General features: G+C 41.5%; 20 protein-coding genes. 4 read left to right on the top strand and 16 right to left on the bottom strand.

Annotated elements, in window-relative coordinates; translation table 11 throughout:
• Positions 1-106 precede the first annotated feature (106 nt).
• The 4 genes from NSQ91_RS10175 to NSQ91_RS10160 all read right to left on the bottom strand — a co-directional run bounded on the left by NSQ91_RS10175 (position 107) and on the right by NSQ91_RS10160 (position 7,295).
• Entirely contained in the window at positions 107-655 is a 549-nt protein-coding gene (locus NSQ91_RS10175) for a GNAT family N-acetyltransferase (RefSeq protein ID WP_179086275.1), read from the bottom strand.
• A 148-nt stretch (positions 656-803) separates the two neighbouring features.
• Positions 804-2,639, bottom strand: a complete 1,836-nt coding sequence (locus NSQ91_RS10170) for a UbiD family decarboxylase (RefSeq protein ID WP_076191224.1) — start codon at positions 2,637-2,639, stop codon at positions 804-806.
• Between the two features lie 115 nt (positions 2,640-2,754).
• Positions 2,755-3,276 (bottom strand): serine O-acetyltransferase, encoded by a 522-nt coding sequence (locus NSQ91_RS10165; protein WP_036679239.1) that lies wholly within the window; start codon positions 3,274-3,276, stop codon positions 2,755-2,757.
• Between the two features lie 260 nt (positions 3,277-3,536).
• Positions 3,537-7,295 (bottom strand): alpha-L-arabinofuranosidase C-terminal domain-containing protein, encoded by a 3,759-nt coding sequence (locus NSQ91_RS10160; RefSeq protein WP_076304400.1) that lies wholly within the window; start codon positions 7,293-7,295, stop codon positions 3,537-3,539.
• Between the two features lie 224 nt (positions 7,296-7,519).
• On the opposite strand from NSQ91_RS10160, the gene NSQ91_RS10155 reads away from it, so the two are divergent.
• On the top strand, positions 7,520-8,107 hold the full coding sequence (locus NSQ91_RS10155) for a GNAT family N-acetyltransferase (protein WP_256716512.1): 588 nt from the start codon (positions 7,520-7,522) through the stop codon (positions 8,105-8,107).
• Positions 8,108-8,207: 100 nt separating this feature from the next.
• Here the strand turns inward: NSQ91_RS10155 and NSQ91_RS10150 are convergent, their stop codons facing one another.
• Positions 8,208-8,645, bottom strand: coding sequence for a MarR family winged helix-turn-helix transcriptional regulator (locus NSQ91_RS10150; protein ID WP_081391857.1), 438 nt, complete (start codon positions 8,643-8,645; stop codon positions 8,208-8,210).
• A gap of 208 nt (positions 8,646-8,853) precedes the next feature.
• The gene (locus tag NSQ91_RS10145) at positions 8,854-9,891 is read right to left on the bottom strand and encodes an NADH:flavin oxidoreductase/NADH oxidase (protein ID WP_076124961.1); all 1,038 of its coding nucleotides are present in this window, start codon (positions 9,889-9,891) and stop codon (positions 8,854-8,856) included.
• 247 nt (positions 9,892-10,138) lie between these two features.
• Between NSQ91_RS10145 and NSQ91_RS10140 the strand changes: the two genes are divergently transcribed.
• The gene (locus NSQ91_RS10140; RefSeq protein WP_340395358.1) at positions 10,139-10,519 is read left to right on the top strand and encodes a VOC family protein; all 381 of its coding nucleotides are present in this window, start codon (positions 10,139-10,141) and stop codon (positions 10,517-10,519) included.
• Between the two features lie 31 nt (positions 10,520-10,550).
• Here the strand turns inward: NSQ91_RS10140 and NSQ91_RS10135 are convergent, their stop codons facing one another.
• Together NSQ91_RS10135 and NSQ91_RS10130 are read right to left on the bottom strand one after the other, a co-directional pair.
• Positions 10,551-11,048 (bottom strand): suppressor of fused domain protein, encoded by a 498-nt coding sequence (locus NSQ91_RS10135; protein ID WP_340921437.1) that lies wholly within the window; start codon positions 11,046-11,048, stop codon positions 10,551-10,553.
• 458 nt (positions 11,049-11,506) lie between these two features.
• Entirely contained in the window at positions 11,507-12,145 is a 639-nt protein-coding gene (locus tag NSQ91_RS10130; protein WP_340917618.1) for an alpha/beta hydrolase, read from the bottom strand.
• A gap of 385 nt (positions 12,146-12,530) precedes the next feature.
• On the opposite strand from NSQ91_RS10130, the gene coaA reads away from it, so the two are divergent.
• Positions 12,531-13,466, top strand: coding sequence for a type I pantothenate kinase (coaA, locus tag NSQ91_RS10125; protein WP_340917615.1), 936 nt, complete (start codon positions 12,531-12,533; stop codon positions 13,464-13,466).
• 165 nt (positions 13,467-13,631) lie between these two features.
• On the top strand, positions 13,632-14,585 hold the full coding sequence (locus tag NSQ91_RS10120; RefSeq protein WP_076184303.1) for a glycosyltransferase family 8 protein: 954 nt from the start codon (positions 13,632-13,634) through the stop codon (positions 14,583-14,585).
• A 17-nt stretch (positions 14,586-14,602) separates the two neighbouring features.
• Here NSQ91_RS10120 and NSQ91_RS10115 read toward each other — a convergent pair whose 3' ends face one another.
• The 8 genes from NSQ91_RS10115 to NSQ91_RS10080 all read right to left on the bottom strand — a co-directional run bounded on the left by NSQ91_RS10115 (position 14,603) and on the right by NSQ91_RS10080 (position 23,600).
• Positions 14,603-15,841 carry an RICIN domain-containing protein gene (locus NSQ91_RS10115; protein WP_036679228.1) on the bottom strand — a complete coding sequence of 413 codons (1,239 nt, stop codon included), beginning with the start codon at positions 15,839-15,841 and terminating at the stop codon, positions 14,603-14,605.
• A 177-nt stretch (positions 15,842-16,018) separates the two neighbouring features.
• A complete protein-coding gene (locus NSQ91_RS10110; RefSeq protein ID WP_340917613.1) occupies positions 16,019-16,717 on the bottom strand; it encodes a hypothetical protein in 699 nt (232 codons plus the stop codon).
• Positions 16,718-17,224: 507 nt separating this feature from the next.
• Positions 17,225-17,869 (bottom strand): hypothetical protein, encoded by a 645-nt coding sequence (locus tag NSQ91_RS10105; RefSeq protein ID WP_076107537.1) that lies wholly within the window; start codon positions 17,867-17,869, stop codon positions 17,225-17,227.
• 144 nt (positions 17,870-18,013) lie between these two features.
• A complete protein-coding gene (locus NSQ91_RS10100) occupies positions 18,014-18,535 on the bottom strand; it encodes a flavodoxin family protein (RefSeq protein ID WP_076124948.1) in 522 nt (173 codons plus the stop codon).
• Positions 18,536-18,556: 21 nt separating this feature from the next.
• Positions 18,557-19,018 (bottom strand): FMN-binding protein, encoded by a 462-nt coding sequence (locus NSQ91_RS10095; protein ID WP_340917609.1) that lies wholly within the window; start codon positions 19,016-19,018, stop codon positions 18,557-18,559.
• 91 nt (positions 19,019-19,109) lie between these two features.
• Positions 19,110-19,688, bottom strand: coding sequence for a TetR/AcrR family transcriptional regulator (locus NSQ91_RS10090; protein ID WP_076304394.1), 579 nt, complete (start codon positions 19,686-19,688; stop codon positions 19,110-19,112).
• Positions 19,689-19,754: 66 nt separating this feature from the next.
• Positions 19,755-21,836 carry a prolyl oligopeptidase family serine peptidase gene (locus tag NSQ91_RS10085; RefSeq protein ID WP_340917605.1) on the bottom strand — a complete coding sequence of 694 codons (2,082 nt, stop codon included), beginning with the start codon at positions 21,834-21,836 and terminating at the stop codon, positions 19,755-19,757.
• A gap of 207 nt (positions 21,837-22,043) precedes the next feature.
• The gene (locus NSQ91_RS10080) at positions 22,044-23,600 is read right to left on the bottom strand and encodes a glycoside hydrolase family 32 protein (protein WP_339172793.1); all 1,557 of its coding nucleotides are present in this window, start codon (positions 23,598-23,600) and stop codon (positions 22,044-22,046) included.
• Positions 23,601-23,642: the final 42 nt, after the last annotated feature.

Raw genomic sequence — 23,642 nt, 5'->3', positions numbered from 1 at the left:
TTCAATTTCTTCGCCTATAGTTATAAAAACCTACGATTTGGGAAGAAGTTAGGACAGAAGAATCAGTGAGGGGACACCCGCTTTTGAGATCACGACAACAGTTTTGCTATTCCTTCATCCTTAACCATTCGCTTCTGAGCAATCCATAGGAATAAGTATCATGCCAGATTGGCTCTCCATTACTATCATATTTAAAATAACCCGTCTGCAAAAAATGTCCTTCTCGACGAAGCTTCAATCGTTCGAGCAGTTTCCATGAGTGTGTATTTTCGGGATCACAGTTCGCAATCACACGTCTCATTTTCAGATTATCAAAGCCATAGTTTAACAATTGATTACAAGCCTCTGTAGCATAACCTTTTCCCTGAAAATCAGGGTTAAAAACATATCCAAATTCCCAAACGCCAAAAACCTTTGGTTCGCTCGCTTGAAAATATAAGTTGCCGATCATTTTTGTCGTAGATTTAAGACAGACTGCCCAAAAAGCCCGGTCCGATGACCGTCTGAGCGCCTCAGTGCGAGATTCATCTGCATTAAACACGGAATAGGGCTCATATTTCACAACACTTTCTTGGGACAAATATTCATGAAGGTCCTTCCAATCCTCTGCTGAGAACCTTCTAATCCATAAACGTTCGGTTTCCATAATTTCCATCAGAACAACACTTCCCCAATATTAATAGTAAATATATACCATACACCCCATAATACCCCTATTTCTTTTTTATTTCATATGAGCAAAATCATTTCACAAACAGCAAATAGGCCTCCTTGGATTCCCAAGAAGGCCGATGGATGTTTCTCTATATCTTAACTCTGCTTAAACTGCCACCTGACGCAAATAATCGTTCGATATGCTTTTGAACGGTTGGGTCTGGGATCAGTGGCGGGGCTTGATGGGGTTTTACCCGAGCATCAATAATCACGTTGTCACAGGACCAATGTTTATACTCAGTAGAACTGTTCACTCCATAGATATCATGAGATGGATTACTGCGGGTGAACGTCGCCCATAGGAAATTGTCGATCTTTTCACTCAAAAACTCGCTATCATCACACAAAATAATCATTGGGCAAGAAGGAAGTGACCCTTGCTCCTGAATAGCTTCACTAAGCTTGTTCATTTCCAGTGCTGCTTCAGCGTAGCTTGTGAATTTAGCGCCTTGAAGGGCAACAAGACCAGGCATCACCATTCGTGCATGTTCAAATCCCTGTAATTCTTTCAGCAGGCCTGGCACCTCTGTACATAGCTCTCTTTTCTTATCCCCTACTGCTGCGAAGATCACTTTACTTCCGCTGTTTAATCCTGTGCCGGAATAATCAAGTGTATCAATCGTGGTATTGGTATAGAAATGAATATCTCTATGAAGATTAATCCGCTCTAAGATATACGTCAAGAAATCCTCGATATTATGTGTGCTGATAGGCTGATTCTCTTCTGCTGTAATAAACAAAAACTTAGCTAAACTAAGCTGACCCGTCCCTAAAATCCGGTTAGCAATGGTCAGAATTTCTGCTGGCTGCTTTACTTGCTGATAAGGCGTATAACGTTCACTGCCAATGGCGAACAGCAGGGGATGAACACCCGCAGCATCGACTGCATGAACTTCTTTGACGCCCGGAATTTCTTGGCGGATAGCCCCACCTGTCAGCTCGTGAATTAACTCACCAAACGCGGTATCCTCTTGTGGCGGCCGGCCGACAACCGTAAATGGAAAGATTGCATTTTTTCTGGCGTACACTTTATGTACTCTCATTACTGGGAAAGGGTGAACCAAGCTATAATAGCCTAAATGGTCGCCAAAAGGCCCCTCCGGCTTCGTCTCACCAGGGTGAATTTCACCTGTTATTACAAAGTCCGCATCATTGCTGATACAATAACCATCCACATAGCTATAGCTGAAATGGCGTCCTGAAAGTAATCCTGCAACGATCATCTCACTCATTCCCTCAGGCAAAGGCATAACCGCCGATAAAGAGTGAGCGGGTGGTCCACCGATAAAACAACTTACTTTAAGCGGTTGTCCTTGGCGGTTCGCTTTTTCCTGATGTACGCCAATGCCGCGATGAATTTGATAATGAATGCCCACTTCTTTATTTAATTCATACTCATTTCCAGTCAGCTGCACACGGTACATTCCCAGATTGGAGTTCATAATGCCCGGCTTGTCCGGATCTTCTGAATACACCTGCGGCAAGGTTACAAAAGCACCACCATCTCCCGGCCAATGTGTGATTAGCGGAAGATCAGAGATACTAATTTCCTGAAAACCGCTTGGCAGACCCCCTGGCTTTTTAATAGGCAATGCTTTTCTCGCGGATAATCCGGTACCAACATATTTAAATGGATTTTTGAGTGCTTTTACGGGATCGTTGCGAAGGGCAATTACGTTATGTGTGGAGTCCCAAGTACGCCGAAAGATAAACTTACTGCGCTCTAACGTTCCAAAAAGGTTAGATACGGCCCGAAACTTCGAGCCTTTTACATTTTCAAATAATAATGCAGGTCCGCCAGCCTCATAAACCTTTAGGTGAATCGCCGCCATCTCTAGATAAGGGTCCACTTCTTCATGAATACGAACTAAATGTCCGTGTTTCTCTAAATCATTAACACACTCTTCTAAATTGCTATATTTCATTTCATTACTCCGATCTCTAGAAGGTTATTACAAGATTACTTGGATGCTTTAATTATACCCTGTAAGATATTAAAATAAAGCGCACGCGTACCCTATGTACTAGAACCTAACGTCTTTATCTTGTATTCTCTGGTTTCGGTTCACTCCGCAATATATTTTTAGCAGGAATACCTACAGCCGAAGCGTTATCCGGCACATCCTTTACCACGACAGACATGGCCCCGATATTAACATCGTTACCAATGACAACCGGTCCAAGAATCTTGGAGCCTACTCCAATAAAAGCTCTGTCTCCAATCACTGGCTCTCCTAAGTTATTTCTCCCGCCAATAGTCACTTGATGAAAAATAGTAGCATGGCTTCCAAGCACCGCTTTAGGACTAATGATAATCCCATTTAAACCATGCGGTAAATGAAGCGCGTCACCAATTTGAGCTTGAGCGTGAAGCTCGCCATTCGCAAGAATACGGACAAAAAGCACATCCATTATTCGATACAAAAGCCACAAAGGTTTTCGCACGATGCCATTCTTCACTCGATAATACACCCAATTTCCATAACGATAAGTAAACAAGGCCATAATCGTTTGAGGATTTTTCAGATTTGCTTTCCAGTCCGTTTTGAATGATTTCATCATTTTATCGTTCTCCTTTTTAGGGGCTAGGGTATGCACTGTATTCTGGAGTAATGAAGGCAACTGTGGATAAAACATCTGGGAGGATCGCGGGCTGGAGGGTCAGTCGGTGATTGTACTTTCACCAGTGTAAGATAGATTCTGAGATTCATCAAGCAAGTGGGCAGTTCTCTCTATATAATCATCAACCGATTTAGAGGCTTGTTAAACAACAACACGCGCCGAACAAAAAGATCGGCGCGTGTTGAACAGCATATTTTCTATTAAATCAGATCCAGAACAATCACATTCACGGAATTGGCAGCTAGCTTCACAATTGCCGTGTCTTTATCAATTACGATTTCCGTTTCAACTGGTGTAACCTTCTCATCATTTTTTCTGTTCACATTAGGTGTGTGAACCAGCGAGGCGTCTCCGGTTAAGGTAATCCGTTTACCCGTAGCAGCTACTTTTAAGCCTTTTAGATCAAGCTTCGTTGCTTTTTCTACACCATCCGCATTTACAAGCTTCACATAGAGATGCTTATCATCTTTAGTTACGGAATTGTATACCTCTCTGTTATAAGCCTCAAGCTTATAATCCAGTACTTTGCTTGTTACCTTGCCATCTGTATAAGAGCAAATCAAATGTTTGCCATCTGCTCCGCCATAATTAACGGTGATGGTATATTCCGTATGATCCGCAAGCTCTTCATAGCAACTGGCTCTAAGGTTACCAGCAGCGGTACTAGAGGAATAATCGCCGAGAGTATAAGCCTCAATCCCTTGCTTGTACACCTTGACTCCTGTGGCATCGCCATTATAGCCAATTGCATATTCGATAACATCTTTATTTTCCGGTGAGATTTCTGTCAGACCTGCGCCTACATAGAAGCCATCTTCGCCAGAAGCTTTTTCAGCTACAACCTCTACTTTATAATTAGTCCACGCATCATTAAGGATATACAATCCATTCAATCCGCCATTCTGCGCTTTCAATACCAGACCTTTGGAAGGATCAATCGTATATCCGGCAGAGCCAGGAATCACTTTCCAAGCTTCATCCAGCGGCTGCGTGAAATCTTGATCCAACCATACACTGCCATCTACATTCGAAGTCACTTTCACCCGTTTCACGATCACAGATGATTTCCCCGCAGCCACTTCAATTCCTCCATGAGGAATGAGGTCTACCTTCTCCCCGTTGCGATAAGTCGAAAATGAGGTGCCAACCACTTTGGTTCCCAGGTATTTAGCATACAGCTGCTGAACATAATAGTTCGGTGTGTACCATACGGTTTCATCATCGAACCAGATGCAATCCGGTGTCCATCTATAGGTGCCATCTGTCAGAACCTTGTTGAACAACGGTGCCGTTGCCGCCAATCTAATCACATCAGAGTTATTCTCGAAGCTGGACATAATCGCCGCCTCAGCAACAGCTCCTGCCAATGTGTTTTTATCTGTGGAAGCATATTCACCCACAAAAACCTTTGAAGTTTCAGCCTCATCCAAGCTGCCGTCTTCCTTATAGGCTCTGTAATAGTAGTTGTAACGATCAGCATTCTCTAACAAATATTCATTGGAACGGTAGTAATGCTCATCCGCAATGGTATCCATGTAGTTCTTTTGTTTTTCGTACCAGGTAACAGTCTCTTCGATGCTCGATGTACCATCCGTAAAGCTGATTTTTTCCGAGCCCTGTAAATTTCCGCTTAGGAATTTCCAACCTTGCTGGTAAGCATCATCATCTGCCTGTGCACCCACGGTAGAGAGAATAGTCAATTCATGATCAGGATAGTTCTTCACCATATACTCATCAATCACTGTTTTAAAATATTCGAAGTTGGCGAAAAACTCTGTACCCCAGTTTTCATTCCCCACACCCAAATAACGCAGATCAAACGCTGCTTCATGGCCCATCTTTTTACGCAATGCAGCCCACTCATTATTGTCAAAATCCATGCTAATCGCAAAATCAATCAGATCCGTAAAGTTCTTCACATAATAATCTCTTAACGCACCGCCAGCTGGATTCGCATAATCCGAACGAGCTTGACAGAGTACGCCGCAGGCCATAACCGGAAGTGGTGTTGCGTTCAAATCCTCGGCTAATTGGAAATACTCCATATATCCAAGACCCATGGTCATCATGTAGCCCCATACGTTATAGTTCTCTTTGCGCAATTCGATATCGTTGACGGACTCTTTCCAATCGTACACGTTCTCCCAAATGTGAGAACCTTCAGAAATACAACCCCCAGGGAAACGCAGGAAGGTAGGATGAAGATCAACGAGTGCATTCACTAAGTCTTTTCGCAATCTATAGTTTGAATTTCCTTTATAGTTAGCATGAGCTGTAGCAGAACGTTCCTCTTCACCAGCGCCCCAAACGTCATCAGGAATTAAGGAAACCATATCAATGGAGATCTCACCGTTAAAGGTTAAAGCCAGCTGACCAAGCACAGTTTCAGATCCTGTTAATACAAGCTTTGAATCGACACCATACTTCTTCCAGCTGCCGTCACCGTTTACTTCAACAACTGCAGTATCGCTGATGGCTTTACCGTCTTTGTCGAGCAATTGCAAGGTAATTGTGCCCGCTGCTTCTGCCTTCGCCCAAATCGTGAAGTTGTACTTGGCATCTTCCTGAATAAACATCGAGCAGTGCTGATTGGAATCGGCGAAACCTCTATTATTAATCGTCGCGCCATCCGCTACCGTCACATAATGCGCATTCATATCTTTATCATCGATGCCGAAGAAATCGTTTAATCCGCCTGTATTATGGACAGTCATTTGGTCTGTATCCCCAGACCATGCGTGAAGAGGTGTATAATTTCTTCCGGTGGAAGCACCATGTACACCACATACATGCGAATAGCTGTCAAAAGCAAAAGATTCGAAGGAGCGATTCTGCACTAGCTCTGCATAGATCCCACCGTCTGCTGCATTGTTAATGTCCTCATAGAATAAACCATATAGAATTTGGCTAACATCCAAAATCTCCTGATTGCCGTCAATCGTTAAGGTGTAAGGTGGCAAATCTTCCGGAAGCACAGACACAGTGAAGCTCTTTTCTACTATACTAGCTCCCTTTTTCAAGTGTGCTGTAAGTGTTACGCCTTGAGCAGATTGAACTCCTTTATTCACAACGCCTTCATTAGAAATGACTTTGGTATCGCTGGATACCCAAGATACGTCAACTTTCCCGCCCATCAGCGAAGCTGGTAATTCGATATCTTTGGTAATAATCGAGCTTGGGAAGGTTAAGTATTTATCTTTTGCAAGCTTAACGATATCTTCATCCGTCAAAGATTCGCACATAATTTCAATCACTTCATCTTGAGTTAAGCCTGCTTTATATACACGGAAGTCCGAAATATAGCCGCCAAAATCAACATCTGCCGCGTACTGGGATTTCCCGATTGTATTATTGCTATAATTCAGTTGATCTTCAAAAGTAGCAAACCATGTGCGCAGCTTAGCATATGTGCCACTAGAGGTTTGGCTGATCATGCCATCCGCAACTACTTCACCATTTACATACATCACAGGTCCTGCACTGCTTAGTGTTCCACCTTTTGTGCCTGTAACTGCAAAGGAAACGTGTACCCATTCATCAGTCGCAAAGGATTTCCCTGGATCTGCAATTAAGTCTTCCCCTGCAAAACAAGTGCCCCGCAAATTGCGGGTTACAAAAAGATAAGGTCCTGTTTCACCTTTACCAAAATCAAAAATTCTTTCCCATAAGCTTGAAGCTTTGCTTACATACATCCAGGTCGAAATCGTAATTCCTGTATGGTCACTGACCTCTTTAAGCAGATCGTTAGGTAATGAAATATAGGATGTGCCATGTTCTCCCCCAGCAAGCGCAACAGCTTGTCTACCTGCTACGGATTTAATAGCCGGCAGCTTCGTACCTGAAGCGGTTCCATCATTGCCGTTCCCCGAGAAATCTTGACCTACATCCTCTGGATTATCAAACTTATAATGCGCAATTAGACTACCATTAATAAATTTGTTACCGTTGTCATTTTTCATAGAAGATCACCTGTTATCTTTATAGTAGAAATCTTAAAAACCTAACAATATTAGTTCATTGCCGTTTATACGAAACATAATAACATATTTTATAGTCAATTAATATATTAACCAATTAATATTTATGTGAAATAAAAGAAAACATTTTTTATAATCAAATATTACCAAATCAATCAATTGTTTCATGGTAAAATATCTGTTAGTTAATAAAGGAGTGGTGAAAGTTGAGCGAGGTTGTGAATGAAGAGGCCAATTCTAGTGATTTATTTACGATTGATTGTAAAGATATTTTTCTGCGGGAGTATAGCGTGGAGGATTTAGAGGAGTTTCATGCGCTTACTCTACAGCCTGAAATTATTGAATTCTTGCCAGATTGGAATGTTCCTAAAGAACAACGGTTGGACTGGTTAATAAACTATGAAATAAAAGAGAACCAGCAGTTTCTTCAAGCGATCTCAGCGGGCGGAGATATCGGAGAGCTTCGTCTTCGTTTAGGCATTATTTTAAAAGAGTCCGGTGAGTTTATTGGTTGGTGTTGTACAGGAATTAAGGATGAATTGCCCGTTCCTAACAGAGAGATTATGTATGCCATATCCAAGGATCATCGCGGTAAAGGCTACACTACTCAAGCTGCCAAGGGATTAATTAAGTATTTGTTTGATAATAGCTCTACCGATGTATTAAACGCCATTGCTCTGAAACACAATATCCCGTCTAATAGAGTCATTCAAAAATGTGGTTTCGAGCTTCTTGATGAGATTACAATTGAACATGAAGACTATAATTATTACCGGCTTTCCCAGCAACAGTAGAATGAACAGGTAGGATGTAAATAGCGCCCCACACTAAAAAACCTCTGTATGGGAAATGGAGATTCGGTCCATTTACCAAAACAGAGGTTTTATTGTGAATTCATGACTGTTGCTTCATGCGAAGCATTTGATCCAAAAGCTCTTTCACATCTTTTTCCGGAAAAGCTGCAAGCAGGGTCTCTTGAAAGGTATCTTGTGCACGGAGGAGCTTGTCTTCGCCAATGGCAGTCAAGGCAGTATAGATGCTTCTGCGATCAGCATCACACGCTTTTCTTTCTAAAGCGCCACAGCCTTTGGCCTCAAACCGACTAACCAGTCGGGAAACTGCACTCTGGCTTAAACCCACCATAGCTTCGAGTTTCTGCAATTTCAGTTTCTTCTCCGGCGCTTCCGACAAAAATAACAGCAAATAAAATTCTTTCAAGGATAAGCCATGTTTGACTTGTAGATTAGCTTCCAATTCATTCGTCACATTCATTTGTATATGCGTTAACGTCAACCAACTCGTTATAAGGTCATTGTTAAGAATGTCGCCCATTTTATTATTCATCTCCCGGGTGTATGGCTTTTCATGATTTTTTCCTTCTATATAATAGTACTACAATCCACAACCATACATAAAGTATAGGTTCGATACTTATACTTTATTTTATTTTAAAAAAGAAGAGAGACCGTTTCTCCAAGAAGCCGGCCCCTCCACACTTTACAATTATTTTGTTTAGACTTCACACCATTTAAATTAATCTTTATCCATTAATTCTTGGAAACCCGAAAGAATATTGTCTGGGAATACCCGCATCTTTCTGAAGCTCGACCCCTGCTTCCAGCGTCCAGTATGGATTTCTCAACATGCCCCGGCCCACGGCAACAAGATCAGCTTCCTCATTCCCAATCACGGCATTAGCAAGTACAGGCTCATCCAATCTGCCAACCGCAATAACCGGAACATTCAAGCCATATTTGATTTCTCTGGCCAAAGGAACCTGATAAGCTGCATGCGTCCCTGGTTTCCCGGCAGCTGCGATAGGACCTTCACCACCTGCACTGATATGGAAAATATCTGCGCCTGCTTCTTTGTAAGCTTTACTAAATTCCAAGCTTTCTTTGATACCGTACCCGCCCTCAACATATTCTTGAGCCGAGATACGCATAATCAATGGCATTCCTTCCGGCATTTCACTTTTTGCTGCGCGAATGACTTCTGTACCAAACAGTGTTAAATCCTTGCCATATTCATCTGTTCTTTGATTGGTTAGAGGGGAATGGAACTGATGAATAAGGTAACCATGCGCTCCATGAAGCTCGATAACATCAAATCCCGCTTGTATCGCCCGCTTCACGCCCAACCGGAATTTCTCAACCATAGCTTTCACTTCTTCAGTTGTTAAGGCACGTGGTGTTTTGGAGTCAGCATCAAAAGGAACGTTAGAGGAGGATACAGGAACTGCTGCATCTTCTGCTTTACGTCCGGCGTGTGCAATTTGAATACCTACTTTAGCGCCATAAGAATGACAAGCTTCAACGATTCTGGCCAGTGCAGGAATTTGCTCATCAGACCAAATACCAAGATCAAAATCAGTAATCCGGCCATCAGGCTCCACGTCCGTCATTTCAATAATAATTAATCCGGTTCCGCCAACAGCGCGGCTTACGTAATGATTATAATGCCAATCCGTAGCAATTCCGTCTTTGTTAGACACTGAATACTGACACATTGGAGGCATAACCACGCGGTTCTTCAGCTTCAAATCCTTCAATTCATACGGGGTGAACAAGTCCTTCATGATATCTCTCCTCTTTATAAAAAACTAAGTATAGTATGATCAATGCTTCCAGTGAACATGAGTTTCTAAGTTCATCTTATATAAAATATTTATAAATGCATGCTCATGCATGTATATTATTATAGAATAGCGATGATGTCAACCGTGAATAATCTTCTGCTAAATGGAAACTCCGTGTATTGTTGAAACTTCTATCTTAAGGTAATATATGGATATCTATTTTTTCTTTGAAAGGATGACCTCACTCGTGGACAAAAAGCTCTTACAATCACATAGTATTTTCCCTACGTTGAATATTGAGCAAACCGCTGCCTTCTACAGCCAGTACTTAGGTTTTAAAGCTGTGCCCTATTTAGATACACAAGAACCACATCTTTGTTTGTATCGTGACGATACAGAGATTATCCTTACGCAATCCCATGGACAAAAGGTCATTCCCAATCGAGAGTTGTACGGTTATGGATACGATGCCTATTTTATTACGAAGCAGCAAGAAGAGTTGGAGAAGGAGTACGAAGCCGCCGGTGTTCATATTGTTCGTTCTTTATCAAACACCGATTATAATAACAAGGAATTTGTGATTGAAGATGTGGATGGTCGCTGGATTGCTTTTGGAATCAAAAAATAAAAAAACGGCTCTCAGCCGTTTTTTCTTGTATTTAAAAGAGTCCCCATAACTTCTTACAACTATTTTTACGGGAAGGATCCAAAACATCCGTAACCCCAATCTTATTTAACTTGTGTAGTAACTCTTCCTCGCTATGCTTGATTTTATAATCTAACTCCTCCCCATAGAGCGGAATTAACGTATAAAAGTGCACCACTTTCTCATGGCTCATTTCTAAATTAAAGAAACCGGCTTTATCTTTTACATCTGGAACCCAAACGAACATCCCTTGAAATCCTGTATCCTCACTATAAGGCTGGGCGGGATTACCGTTCACAAGCGTATGCCCCATATAAAGCCATGTATTATATTCATGCGGAAACCTAGCCATTGTTTTCAGGGCTCGAATCGGCCAATAATTCCGTTCATCCTTAAAAGCCTCATCCGACAGCTTCCAGGTAGGAGGGAGACAAATCATTAGTTCAGCATATTGATATTCTTCTGCACCTTCTGGCACCGTCATCGGTAATTCGCTCATTCCAGAGGTAATTAAAGTATAGAAGTTCCGCTCAGGCGTCGGATCAAGAATTAGAATATCTATCGACAGAACACCTGAAATAATTTCTTTAAAAACATTATAAATACACCTATGTATTTTTCAATATGATTACATATTTTCTCATTAGACTGAGCAGAATGCATTCATAATTCCCTCCCTTATATATGTTTATCGGTATAAACAAAGGAGAGTTTATTGCTAATTTACAGAATTTCTTCTCCACTACCATGGATCTCACAAAAATCTTTATGAACCCTACTAATTAATGCCGAATAACCTTGCCCCTGATCTAAAAGATGCTCCACAAGGAACTTACTTATAAGCTCATTTAAGCAAGTATGAATTTCACAGGTTCTTTGTTTTAAATTCTCTCCTTCCTCATAAAGGGGCAGATCGCTAAATGACATATGTGTAGCCTTTCGTATTTTCAGAAAAGATTTATATCCGTTCTAATTCTGAAAAAGCGCCTCTTGTCCTTTGATGAAATCATTTGCCAGTTTCTCCTGTAATATATTACTTAAGGATTCTAAGGTCGAGGCCTTTTGCCTTAATACAAGAAGCGGCACAGTATTGTTCTTCTCTTCATTCTCAATATATAAGTGCATGCTTGCATCTAATAAAATAGCAGCTTTAATTCTATCGTCTTCCATAGTTAAATCTAATGCAGTAGCACCGCCGATGGAATGGCCGATAATACCAATCTTATTCATATCAAATAAGCCCTTCACATCTTTATCCATAGAATTAAGCGTGGACAGGTGATCCAGAACGTATTGAATATCTTTTTTTCGAATGAAAATTAAGTTATGTAAATCGGTATAATCCGCAGCTTTTATTTGCCTCATGGCTTCGGATTGATTAATAAATTCTCCACTAGGGCAAACAGTAAACATAGCTTCGTACGCAGCACTGACCGTTACCACTATGAAACCTTGCTTGGCCAGCGCTTCTATATTATAAATATACATATCTCTATCTAAACCTAATGCAGGTGAGTAGATGATGACTGGATAGGAGCGTTTGGATTTGCTTTGAAAGGTCCGATCGCTGATTGAGGTAGATAATGTATTTATGATTTCCATGTTCATGCCAATATCTTGTAGAAGCTCTCACCTGTTGTTCACAGGGCCCGAAAAGCTCCATATATTTCATTGCAGATGCGTTTTTATTTAATACACCCTCTGTATCCGGATAATAAATACTTATAACTATTTTCCTTCCCTCTGACTCATCTTGGAACGTTTCCGTGCGTGTGTAATCCTTCAATAATTCAACTTTTCGAAAAACTCCCATTGCCCCACCCCATCCTTCCTAATATTCTATATTTTAATTGATTTTCCCATTTACTGAAATGCAATCTCCTTAATGTCCATAATTATGTCGATTACAATGAATGGAATGAAGCTGTATGAACGGTTATAATACCTAAGTGCATAAGAAATCTCTAAAAACTTCAGGGATGTGGAAAATTTAATGGTGAATAATTCAGCATATACACTTTATTTACGTGAGGATTGGAAAAAACTAAGCGATTTCACCGCTATCCAATTATCAGAAGAAGAACTTATGGAAGTCCAAAGTATTAATGAAAAAATCTCCAGCGAGGATGTTAACGAAGTCTATCTTCCTCTGTCCAATTTACTAAATCTGCAACTTCTATCTGCTCATAAATTTAATGAGTCTATAAATCACTTTCTGAACAATGATCTAAAAAAAGGTCCATTTATCATAGGTATCGCGGGAAGTGTCGCTGTTGGTAAAAGCACTACGGCCAGACTCCTACAAAAACTCCTCTCACAATTACCTTCCCATCCAAAAGTGGATTTAGTTACGACTGATGGTTTTCTACATCCCAACGCAGAGCTGGAAAAGCGCGGTATAATGACGAAAAAGGGCTTTCCTGAAAGCTACGACACGCGTAGTTTAATTTCTTTTTTAACGGATGTGAAGTCTGGGGTGCCGCGGGTCCAAAGCCCTGTATACTCTCACTTAACTTATGATATTGTGCCAGATGAATATATTACGATTGAGAATCCGGATATTCTAATTGTTGAGGGCTTAAATGTTCTTCAGACTGCGATTACAAATAATCATAATATGCCTAACTATTTTGTATCTGATTTCTTTGATTTTTCTATTTATGTGGATGCCGATGTGAACGATATCGAGACATGGTACATTGATCGGTTTATTAAACTCAGAGATACTGCCTTCCAAGATGAACAATCTTATTTCAAAAAATATGCACAGCTGTCTCTAGAGGAATCTATTGAAAACTCAAAGCGGATCTGGAAAGAAATAAACTACGTTAATTTGCAGCAAAATATTCTGCCCACCCGAAATCGTGCCGATCTTATAATGCATAAGGACAACAATCATCACGTAGATCAAATTAAGCTGCGAAAATAAAGATTGAAGTCCTTAGCCGACCAAGTTGCTGAGATTCAGCACTTGGTTTTTTGGTGTTCACATGAAATTGGGTGAATATTCTGGGTTTAATGTCTCTGTCCTCTGATCAAGGCGAACGTATACTGTGGTACATTCGTACACAAACGTGAAGAGAGGATAAATCAAATGATCGATATCGCCTTGGCTTTTCAAGATAAGGATGGGAAATATGCTGAACATGCCGGAGTCGTTCTAGCGTCAATTTTTCATCATACGAGTTCCCCAATTCATATTCATATTTTACATGATGTTTCTTTAAGTGAAACTAATAAGCGCAGGCTTAGCGCATTAACTACAAAACATAATCATACCCTTAGCTTTTATTCAATCACTATGCCTGATGATCTAACTCAGGTGCTAGCCAATGTTAACTCCATTAATGTATGGACGCAGGCATGTATGTATCGATTGCTTCTTCCTGCACTAATACCCGTGGACAAAATCATCTATCTGGACTGCGATGTATTAGTGAATATGGACATTACTGAATTATGGCAGGTTGAACTGAATGACAAGTATTTGGCTGCAATTTGGGACCAGGGAATTAGAGAGGTTGCTCATATTGTGAGCGCTAAGGGATTAAATCCTGATCTTTATTTTAATTCCGGAGTGATTTTATTTTCTTTGCATAATATCCGCCAGAATACCAACTGGTACGAAGAAATGCTAACCTTCCTACGTACCTTTCCTGATGTCACCATGCCAGATCAGGATGTTCTGAATGCAGTTTTTGGTGGGAATTACCTCCCCCTTGATATCCGTTTTAATTCGTTCAACACAAACATTCCGGACCATGATTTCACTAACAAAATCATCCATTTTGCCGGAGATGATAAATGCTGGAATAAAGATTCCGCGGGTTCATCCCTATATCAGCAATTCCTAAAGCTAACCCCTTGGAGAATCACCAGAGCGAAAACCAGACGAAGAAAACGGAAAAGCAGCCCTTTAAAACCACACCTCACCCGAAAAAGAAACAAGCAGAAAATAAAAATTGTTCAGTTGAACTTAACCCCTATTCTTTTAGCCGATTTAAAACAAATTAGACCGATTAGACCGATTAGAAAAAGCCCCATTTGATATGGGGCGGCATTTCTTTAGTTCACTTTCGTAAAAAACCATTTCTGAGCATCACTCCCGTTATCCGTCCACTGCTGAACTGCTGCACCATCGGCTGTTGATGCTCCGGATACATCCATGGCTAATCCGCTCACTTTTGAAATAAGCTTATAATAGCCCCCTCCAACATCAATAATGCTCCATCGCTGAGCGTTGGTACCATTGTCATCCCATTGCTGCAGCTGTACACCGCTCGCGGTTGATGAGTTCGGCACATCCAACACTTTTCCACTATGCACCGCCGTAAGCTTGTAATAACCGTCGCCTGTACTCTCCACTTTAAATTTCTGATTATTGGCAGTGTAATTGGTCCATTGCTGCATTTTCGCCCCGCTTGCTGTGGATACATCTACTACGTCCAGAACCTTACCACTAGCCTTGTCAGCTAAAGTGTAAATCCCACCACTAACAATGCTTGAGGTAGGCGCAGCCTGATACACACGTACGTAATCAACCAGCATTTGAGCTGGGAAAGCAGTTGAAGCATTTGGACTTCCCGGCCAATTTCCACCCACGGCAAGGTTTAGCAGGATGAAGAAAGGTTTCTGGAACTCCTCCGTATTCCCAGTTCCGTTCTCAATATAAAAAGCATTAAACGGGTTGCCGTCTACAAACCATCTTATATAATTCGCATCCCATTCCACGCTGTACACATGGTACTGTGAGAAATCGAGGTTACCAGACACCTGACCGTACTCGGCATGCCCATTGGCATCCCAATGTACCGTCCCGTTAACAAAAGCATTATTGTTCACACGCTCCATAATGTCCGTTTCCCCAGATTTCGGCCAACCCACTGAATCAATATTCGCCCCAAGCATCCAAAATGCTGGCCAGAGCCCCTGTCCTGAAGGCAATTTGATTCTAGCTTCGATTTTTCCGTAGGTGAAGCTTTTGAGTCCCTGTGTTTTGATCCGTGCAGAGGTATAATTCATCCCCCCATACGACTCCTTTTGTGCAGTAATCACTAAATTCCCACCCGTTACCTGCAGGTTCTGCGGACGACTGGTATAATACTGAAGCTCATTGTTTCCCCAACCCCCGCTACCCGTACCTATTTCCGCCGACCAATTATTAGTGTTCAGAGAATTCCCATCAAATTCATCGCTCCATGCCAGATTCCAGCTTGATGCCGCGCTTGAACTCCCTGTAGGTACCCAAGCAATTAAGAGGGTGAACAGCAGAAATAGACTTAACATTTTTCCTTTTCGTAACATCGTCTTTTCCTCCTACTGATTTCATTGCGCGGCGCGCTCGCACATTTGAAACCGGTTTCGAATAATGGATAAAACAAAACGTTATCCCATAAACAGCTATAACAGCCAGAGTCAGGTTAACGCCCCGCTTCATTTGATGTGTACGTCTTTTCTAAACGCAATATGCCAACATTTCGATTAAAGGGACCATTTTCCATAGTTCTGCATGCTTAATGTCCAGGTTTTCTCTGCGTCTTTTACCGTCGCCATACTCTCTGAGAGCGTCCATGCGATACCAGCATACTGGTCCTCTTGATCGTCAAGGAATGATTTCCAATGTTGTCCCCCGTCTATCGTTATATATAACAATGTATGTTCATTTTCAGCGGGCCGAGTAATTAAGATTCCTTGATCCTTCGTAAGAAAGAGGGGAGGATAAGCATAGATTTGCGAGTTTACTAACTCATCCGGCACTGTGACAGTCTGTTCACTCCAGGTAACTCCACCATCCATTGTTTTATATAAACCAACCTTTCCCTGCCAAGGCGCATTCGTTGTAATCCAGCCTTCTTTTTCGTTAACAAAAGTAATTCCCGATTTCACTCCGCTAGGAAAAGTACTTCCTGCTTGTAAGCTATCCCCAATCTCCTTCCAAGTCTCTCCCCCATCACTAGTTGTATAAAGCTCCATATCTTCACGTGACATTCCTTGAAAATGATAGACTGCTTTCCAACCTATATTTTTGTTGAGGAACACAGTATCTCCTCTGCGGTTATCTGAAGGATCAGGAGAAGGAGAAGTTTCCTGATTAGAGGTTGGATGAGGAATTGGAGTGGAATTGGAACAACCAGATGCTATCACTGCAGCAATTAGTAGTATTGAAACTAGATATTTCATCTTGTTACCACGCCTTCATTTATTTTTCTAAAAAAGTATAGTGGTGCTGTACATATAGCTTGGTCCGCAAACGTATTCCGTAAATGAAATTTTATCCTAAACTATCTGAAAAGTATTTACAGTTTCTTTATATAATCCAGCAACACCAAGACCTATCGGACCGAGGAGACGTTATTGGTTCATTTTCAAGAGAATTCTTCTGTTAACGGACTGAGATGCAACTATTTGGCTAATCCTCCTACTTTTATAGGCAATAAACAGACAATAAGTGCTATACGGTCCGCGAGTTCGGTAAATGGAGCTAAAAAGCAAAGATAAGCGCTATACAGTCCGTAGATGATGTGAACGAAACCTTCAAGCAGCAGGTTATCAGCTTAAAGCTATCAGCTCAAAGTAGATATGAATGAATTCATCAAGCAAGGATCTACTCTTTGAATGTCAAAAGAAAAAGAAACGGCATTTCTGCCGTTTCTTTGGGTTATGGATGGTCAGGACTCAGAGCCTGTTTTACTCCAATCCATGTTCTTTGCGGATGTTATACATGCCTTGAACAAGCAGTTCGGATGGATCCCGGTTCAATTGCAAATGAGTCAGCAACAGATGAAGCGGGAATGCGCATACGTTATTCCCATCGGTGATCGCTGGAAATCCAGCCTCGAAGACTGGTCCCAATTTCTCGTTCCATGCCAGCCCGACATGCACTTTTTCTGGAGCAAATTCTTGGGTAATTTCCTCAATACAAAGCGGAACTAACACATTATCAATAATCCCTTTTGCTTCTTCTTCACTTGCTGGTGGTTTTGGAAGTGTTTTGCCTCCCTCAATTTTCATCAGCTCAACGAAGAATGAGGCCATCCATGCTGCCGGATCCTTACCCGACTGGAATCTTGCAATTAACTCGCGCAGAAAAAATCCGCAAGAATACACCTGATCTAATTCAGTTTTCACGTGAAAAACAAAAACAGGGCCGTAGGCTTCCATGTTCAATACTTGTCCTTCAACATCTTTAAAGTGTACTCTCAACGCTACAAGGCCGTTATGGTGAACAGCCTTTAGCAGCTGTGCCATATCCTCTTCAGACATTTCTGTATTATCATTTACTTCCTCATTCTCATTTGTTATTTCATTTTCATTAGTCGTCTCATTGTTCATTTTATAATTCCCTCCCATACCTATCATACCATCTAGCGAATTGAAGGAACACTTTATAATAGAACAATTTCTACCAGATTGCAGAGAAAACAAAAAAAACGGCAGCTTTGCCGTTTCTCTGTTCGTCTCGCTGGAGCTTAAAAGCTAGATCATATCCCTTACTTTCTTCACTATTTTTCCAGTTAATTGATTAATATCGCCCTCATTTAACTTATAAGCTGAGGTATCTTTACGTGCAGGTTTGTGATCTGCCGATATCAGATCTGCGATATGCTGCTCGATGAATACAACAGGGTCTGCTCCAGTTCTTTTTCTGAGCTCCCCTGGTACCTTCGGATTTGGACCGTCAGCTCCACCATTGATTGAAAGGTAACCATACTTTTGCGGATTTTTCTTCAAGTACTCTAAATAGGCGCGGAGCGGTGTGGCCACTTTTCCCATCCAAACCGGTCCAAAAAATAGGATAATATCATATTTTCCTATTTGCTCAGGCTTCGGTTGAACCAACGGTATCCTGTCAAAAATCATATCAAAGGTAATCCTACCGAGTGTTCGGGGTTTAGCTTCCGAGATTCGGATATATTCAGCCGACAACGCTTTCGCCACACTCCTTGCTAATGCTTCATTATTACCTGTGAATGAATACGAAATGACTGCAATGTTCATATAAATTCTCCTTAAAATGAATTATTTCGTCTCCGCCTGCAGTAGGGCATTTTCGAGTGCCTTAAGATGTGTTTTAGAGGTAAGCGTTGCCCCGCTGATAACGTCCACCTGAAGAGACTGCGATTCAATCACATGACCAAACAAATCACCAATGCTTAGCCCACCCTTCAGTTCAGCAGGGTTCCCTGTGTTGTCCAAGGCACCTTTGAGTATTTTGATATCTGACAGCCGTCCAGCAGATATTGTGGCCTTCACCATGGTATCTCTGGAATGATCTTTGATGCCAATGTATTCCCCCACATAGCTGCCCTCCCGCAGTTTCTGTATATCTATGGCGTGGATAGTAAGCTGCTGAACTTCATGCCTTCCCGGAGCAGATAAGAGAATACCACCTATCCAACCTATGACTGTAATCCCGCATAGAATGCTGAGAACAATAATCCATTTATTGAATTTTCGCTTTTTTCCTCTTCTCTTACTCACCTGCTTGCCTCCTTCCTTTTGATTTAAAATTTGAATGAATATTTTATAATTCATTCATTTCACTAAAAAAAAAAACTGCACCATAAGTGTATTAGGGGCAGTCTGTCAAACCCTTCATAATTAGTTCCAGCATATTGTCCAAAAGTTGTGGAAAATACTCCAGCCCGATTTCTTCCTTGTGGGTTTCCACATTAATCATTGCGCCGAAGATCATCATAATCATTTTACTATCCATATCGCTGCGCATTTTACCATCGGCTTGCCACTGCTTAATGATTTCATGGAAGCTATCATACAAGAAGTCGTTTACCTGAATGTTGGTTTCTTCCCGGTACAGCTGTTCGATTTTTGCGAAAACACTTTTGTTATACCATTCCTTAAGAATGGGGTTGGCTATCATACCTTCCAAATTAAGCACCATCATCTGCCGTATTAGTGCTAATGGGCTTTGGCTCATATCGAGCGATTGCATACAGCTTTTTTTGAGCTTTTCGTTTTCCTCTAAAAAAATATCCATAAAAAGCTTTTCCTTAGAGGGATAATAGTTGTAAAAACTTCCTACAGCTATTCCAGCCATTGTGGTAATGCCAGAAACATTCGTGTCTTTAAAGCCTTTATTGCTAAATAGCTCTTTCGCACATTCGTATATCTTTATTTTTTTGTCTTCCACTTTTCGTCTCTCCGTGAATGAATAATTATTTTTTCATTCATATCATAGTGTTAACAGCAGAATATGTCAATGCACAAATAGATCACCAAAAGCATCAACATCCTTAGCCGAACCAATGCCGCTGTTATATTCCACCCAGCCCTTACGCCCCTCACCATCATTGTCATTGACCAATAACGAAAATTTCAGCTTCATTCCTGGCTTCACCTGTACATCGTCGGATTTTAGTTCACGCCAGGGAATGGCTAGTTCGTAGCTGGTTTTTGAATCTTTACGTTCCACGGCATACTGTAATTCTATAACATCACCCAAATTAAACCCCTTTGGTGCCAACCAGCACCATTTGAGTAATTCGCCCGTATCTCCGCGAGCCACACCGAGTTCATGGTACTCAGAAGGCACCGTTCCATCCCCGTTGGCAATGCCAATTCCAATCTGGATGCTGTCCCCACTCCAGATGGCATCTCCTGATGCTGACTGTGCATGATAATCATCGATAACTTCTACCCCAAGGTAAAGATTGTCGGCATCCCATGCTAAGGAACCCTTGGCGCTGAGATCCTGCTCTCCTTGCCAGCCCATGATTTTGACATCCTTCACATCAAAGGGAGCTTGATTCCCCCAGTCCGACAAGTTGCCAACGATTTGGACAGGCGGACTGAGTTTCGGCAACAGAAGCACGTTAGAAGAATCAACTGCCGATTGCAATAAGGTACCTATATCATTAAAAACTTTAAGCGACCGCTGGCCTCTTGCCAGCTCAGGAATCTCAAGACGAACGCTCTTACCCGGCTCCAGATTTTCCACAGTCGAAGCATAAGTACCTCGGGTAGATCGTCCCGTCTCATAATCAGCTTCCACTGAACCGCTGAAATTGCTTGTAGACTGATTAGTAACATCCATGTAGGTTTTTATCTCCTTAGTAGACTCCTCATAAAAAGTCTCGTAATACACTGCCAGTGGATCGATTACGTTGATATTCATAGTGAAGCTTGATGCCACTGTAGGATCTGCACCCCGAGAGACGAACAGCGAATCGTTTCCGCGCACCAAGCTTTCCGGAACCTGTATCCGCAGCGAACCTTCGTCTTCTCCACTAAGCAGCCATCCCTCTGGCAAATCGATATTAACCGGCTCCTTCGATGCGCTGCGATAAGCTTCAGGCAGCTTAATATCAAAAGCAGAACCAGAAGCAACCGTGATCCCCGAATTTTCCGGAAGACTCGCAAGGTCCGAACTGTTCATGACATTCCACAGAAAATGTGCTGTCGTCTCCATAATTTCATCGATGTATTTTTCATTTTTATAATCATGTCCGACTCCCTCCATCGTGAGCAGATTATGATAAATACCTTTCTCTTTCAATTGAGCGGCTAGGTCAACACTTTGCTGGTACGGCACCATTTTATCTATCGTTCCATGAATAATTAGGACAGGCGGCAGCTTGCTGTCAGCACTTCTTGTCAGTTCACCACCATAAATATCTATAATGGAAAATACAGACTTAACTAGGGAGGGATCTTTTGCTAAGGATAGATTCACAAAGTTCTTGGCCAGATGACCTCCTGCTGAATCTCCGCCAATAACTATACGTTCCTTGTTCAATCCATAAGTCTCCGCATGCTCATTAATCCATTTGATCACATCGTTTATATCCTCATTCGCATCGTTAAGTGTGCGAGTGAAATTGAAAAACGGATCTTTTTTTAGCCTATAATCAATAGTGAGAACAGCATACCCCCGTTTCGCCAGGCCTTCGGAAAAATCTGCTGCATCAGACTTATCCCCTCCGGTATAACCTCCGCCATGAATAAAAATAAATACTGGCCTCTGCTTGGTTTCATCTCCAATGGGCTGGTACAAATCGAGCTTCAGCGGTTCTTCAGCATCCGTCTCGTTTTTCTTACTTGCATACAAAATATCGTGTTTCACTGTAACTTTATATGCGGGATCCAAGTACTGCACCGGAGTTTCTCTGTTATTTACAGTAACGTTAGCCATTGTTGTGTTAGTATCAACAGTACTCGTAGGCAGCACTTCCTGCACTTGCTTCTCCGAGGCGCTGTTATTTTCCCGGTGATTCAGCAGCAACCATGAACCTAATACAATAAACAGAATAAGAACAACATAAATAGGCCTTCGCTTCATTAGGACAACCTCCCAGAATGATTTTGAAACCAAAAAAGTAACGTGATGCCAATAACATCATTCTAGAATTCAAGATAGCGTTTAACAATTATGTATTCCTTCGTGAATTAGGTTTAATATTACGTACTTATAATAAAAAAAGAGGACATCCATAGGTTGGAGTGCCCTCTTATTGCGCAAGAATTAGAAAAACTCTGTATATTCATTCTAATCTTTGCCAAAATGCTTAATTACAACATTATTAAAAATCGCGGTGCCACCTTCAGAAAACAAGGTAATGCCTTGATCATTTATTTCCGGGAAGATTTCATTAGAAAATACAATTTCACCATCATCTATAAAAACTTCAATACTTGTTCTATCCACAAGGATCTTCAGATGCACTTTTTTCTTGTTCACATCAAAGGGGGCCTTGCTTTCAAGATATCTGTCACTCTCATCAGGTTGTCCAGTGAAGGCTCTATTAACATAAGAATATTGTCCTTCAACAAACACTCCTACGTCCACGTGGCGCGTCTTATCTGCGGATTCACGAAGTCTTAAGCCTACATTGGTACTCTCTGACCAAGATAGATCTGCATCGAGCTGGTAATTTTCGCCTGTGATATCAAGTGTTGACGAGCCGTTCACTTTTATTTGTTGCAAGGAATCCGTTGAAGTTACCATTTGATCTAATGCTTCGATGGGCTGTGATACTAACTGATACGACTGCTCTTCATCTCGTGTTAATTTTATTTGACGCACGATTGAATCCATTCCGTTAAAACCTTCGTTAAGATTGGGGGTAACATGAGGGTAATCCCAATTATTCATCCAGGCCAAAGCATATCGATGATTGTATTGATCCTTGTCCTTTCCTTCTTCAAAAGTCACAGCACCATACCAATCAAATCCATAATCTAGCCACTGTGGTTCATGATAATCCGTGATAAATTCATTCCCATTAAAATCTCCAGTCCAGTAGGCATACGTGTTGGGTTTACCTATCGACTTACCATTTGCACTGACCCCAAGAACCCATTTATAAGTGCCATCATTCGCCCGCATCATATAGAAGTCAGGACACTCCACAATTCCGATATTTTCTGTTTCGAAGCCGCTTGTGTAGTGCCAATCCTTTAAATTGTCAGACTCGTAAAAGCCCACTTTCGTACCTTCGGCTAGCGTCATCACCCATTTATGAGAATGTTGATCCCATATTACTTTCGGGTCTCTAAAATCTTCCGTGCCCGGATTTGGCAAAATAGGATCATCACTATAAGATTTAAACGTCAGCCCACGATCCGTACTGAACCATAAATATTGTTCTTGCTTCCCCGTCTCTGCAGAGGGCTGTGTTAAAATCGCCACAATAGCCCCTTCGCCAAAACCTGCTGTATTGCTATCGTCAACAACAACAGATCCTGACCAGGGATCACCATTGGGTGTTGTATATTTTGGAATCGCAACGCCTTCATCTGTCCAGCTCACCAAATCCGTTGATGTGGCATGTCTCCATTCTGTACCATTTCCATCCGGGTAATCAGCATTATAGAGATAATAGTAATGATATTTACCATCAAAATAAATGGGTTTCTGCGGATCGTTTTTCCAATGCTCAGGTACAGTGAAATGATAGCTAGCCCGAGTGGTAGGTTTATGATCAGGAACGTCGGTCCCCGGCTTCTTCTTCTCTCCAGCGTCATAAGTTACTAATACTATCGTCACAAAACAAATTAAACAAAGGATTAATATAGTGATTCCTATCATTTTTTTCTTATTCAAAATATACCTCGCTTTTTTCACATTGCTAATCTCAGCTTATAA

This window comes from Paenibacillus sp. FSL R7-0048 (genome assembly GCF_038004505.1).
GTDB lineage: Bacteria > Bacillota > Bacilli > Paenibacillales > Paenibacillaceae > Paenibacillus_AQ > Paenibacillus_AQ odorifer.
This window is presented reverse-complemented; position numbering and strand designations above follow the sequence as displayed.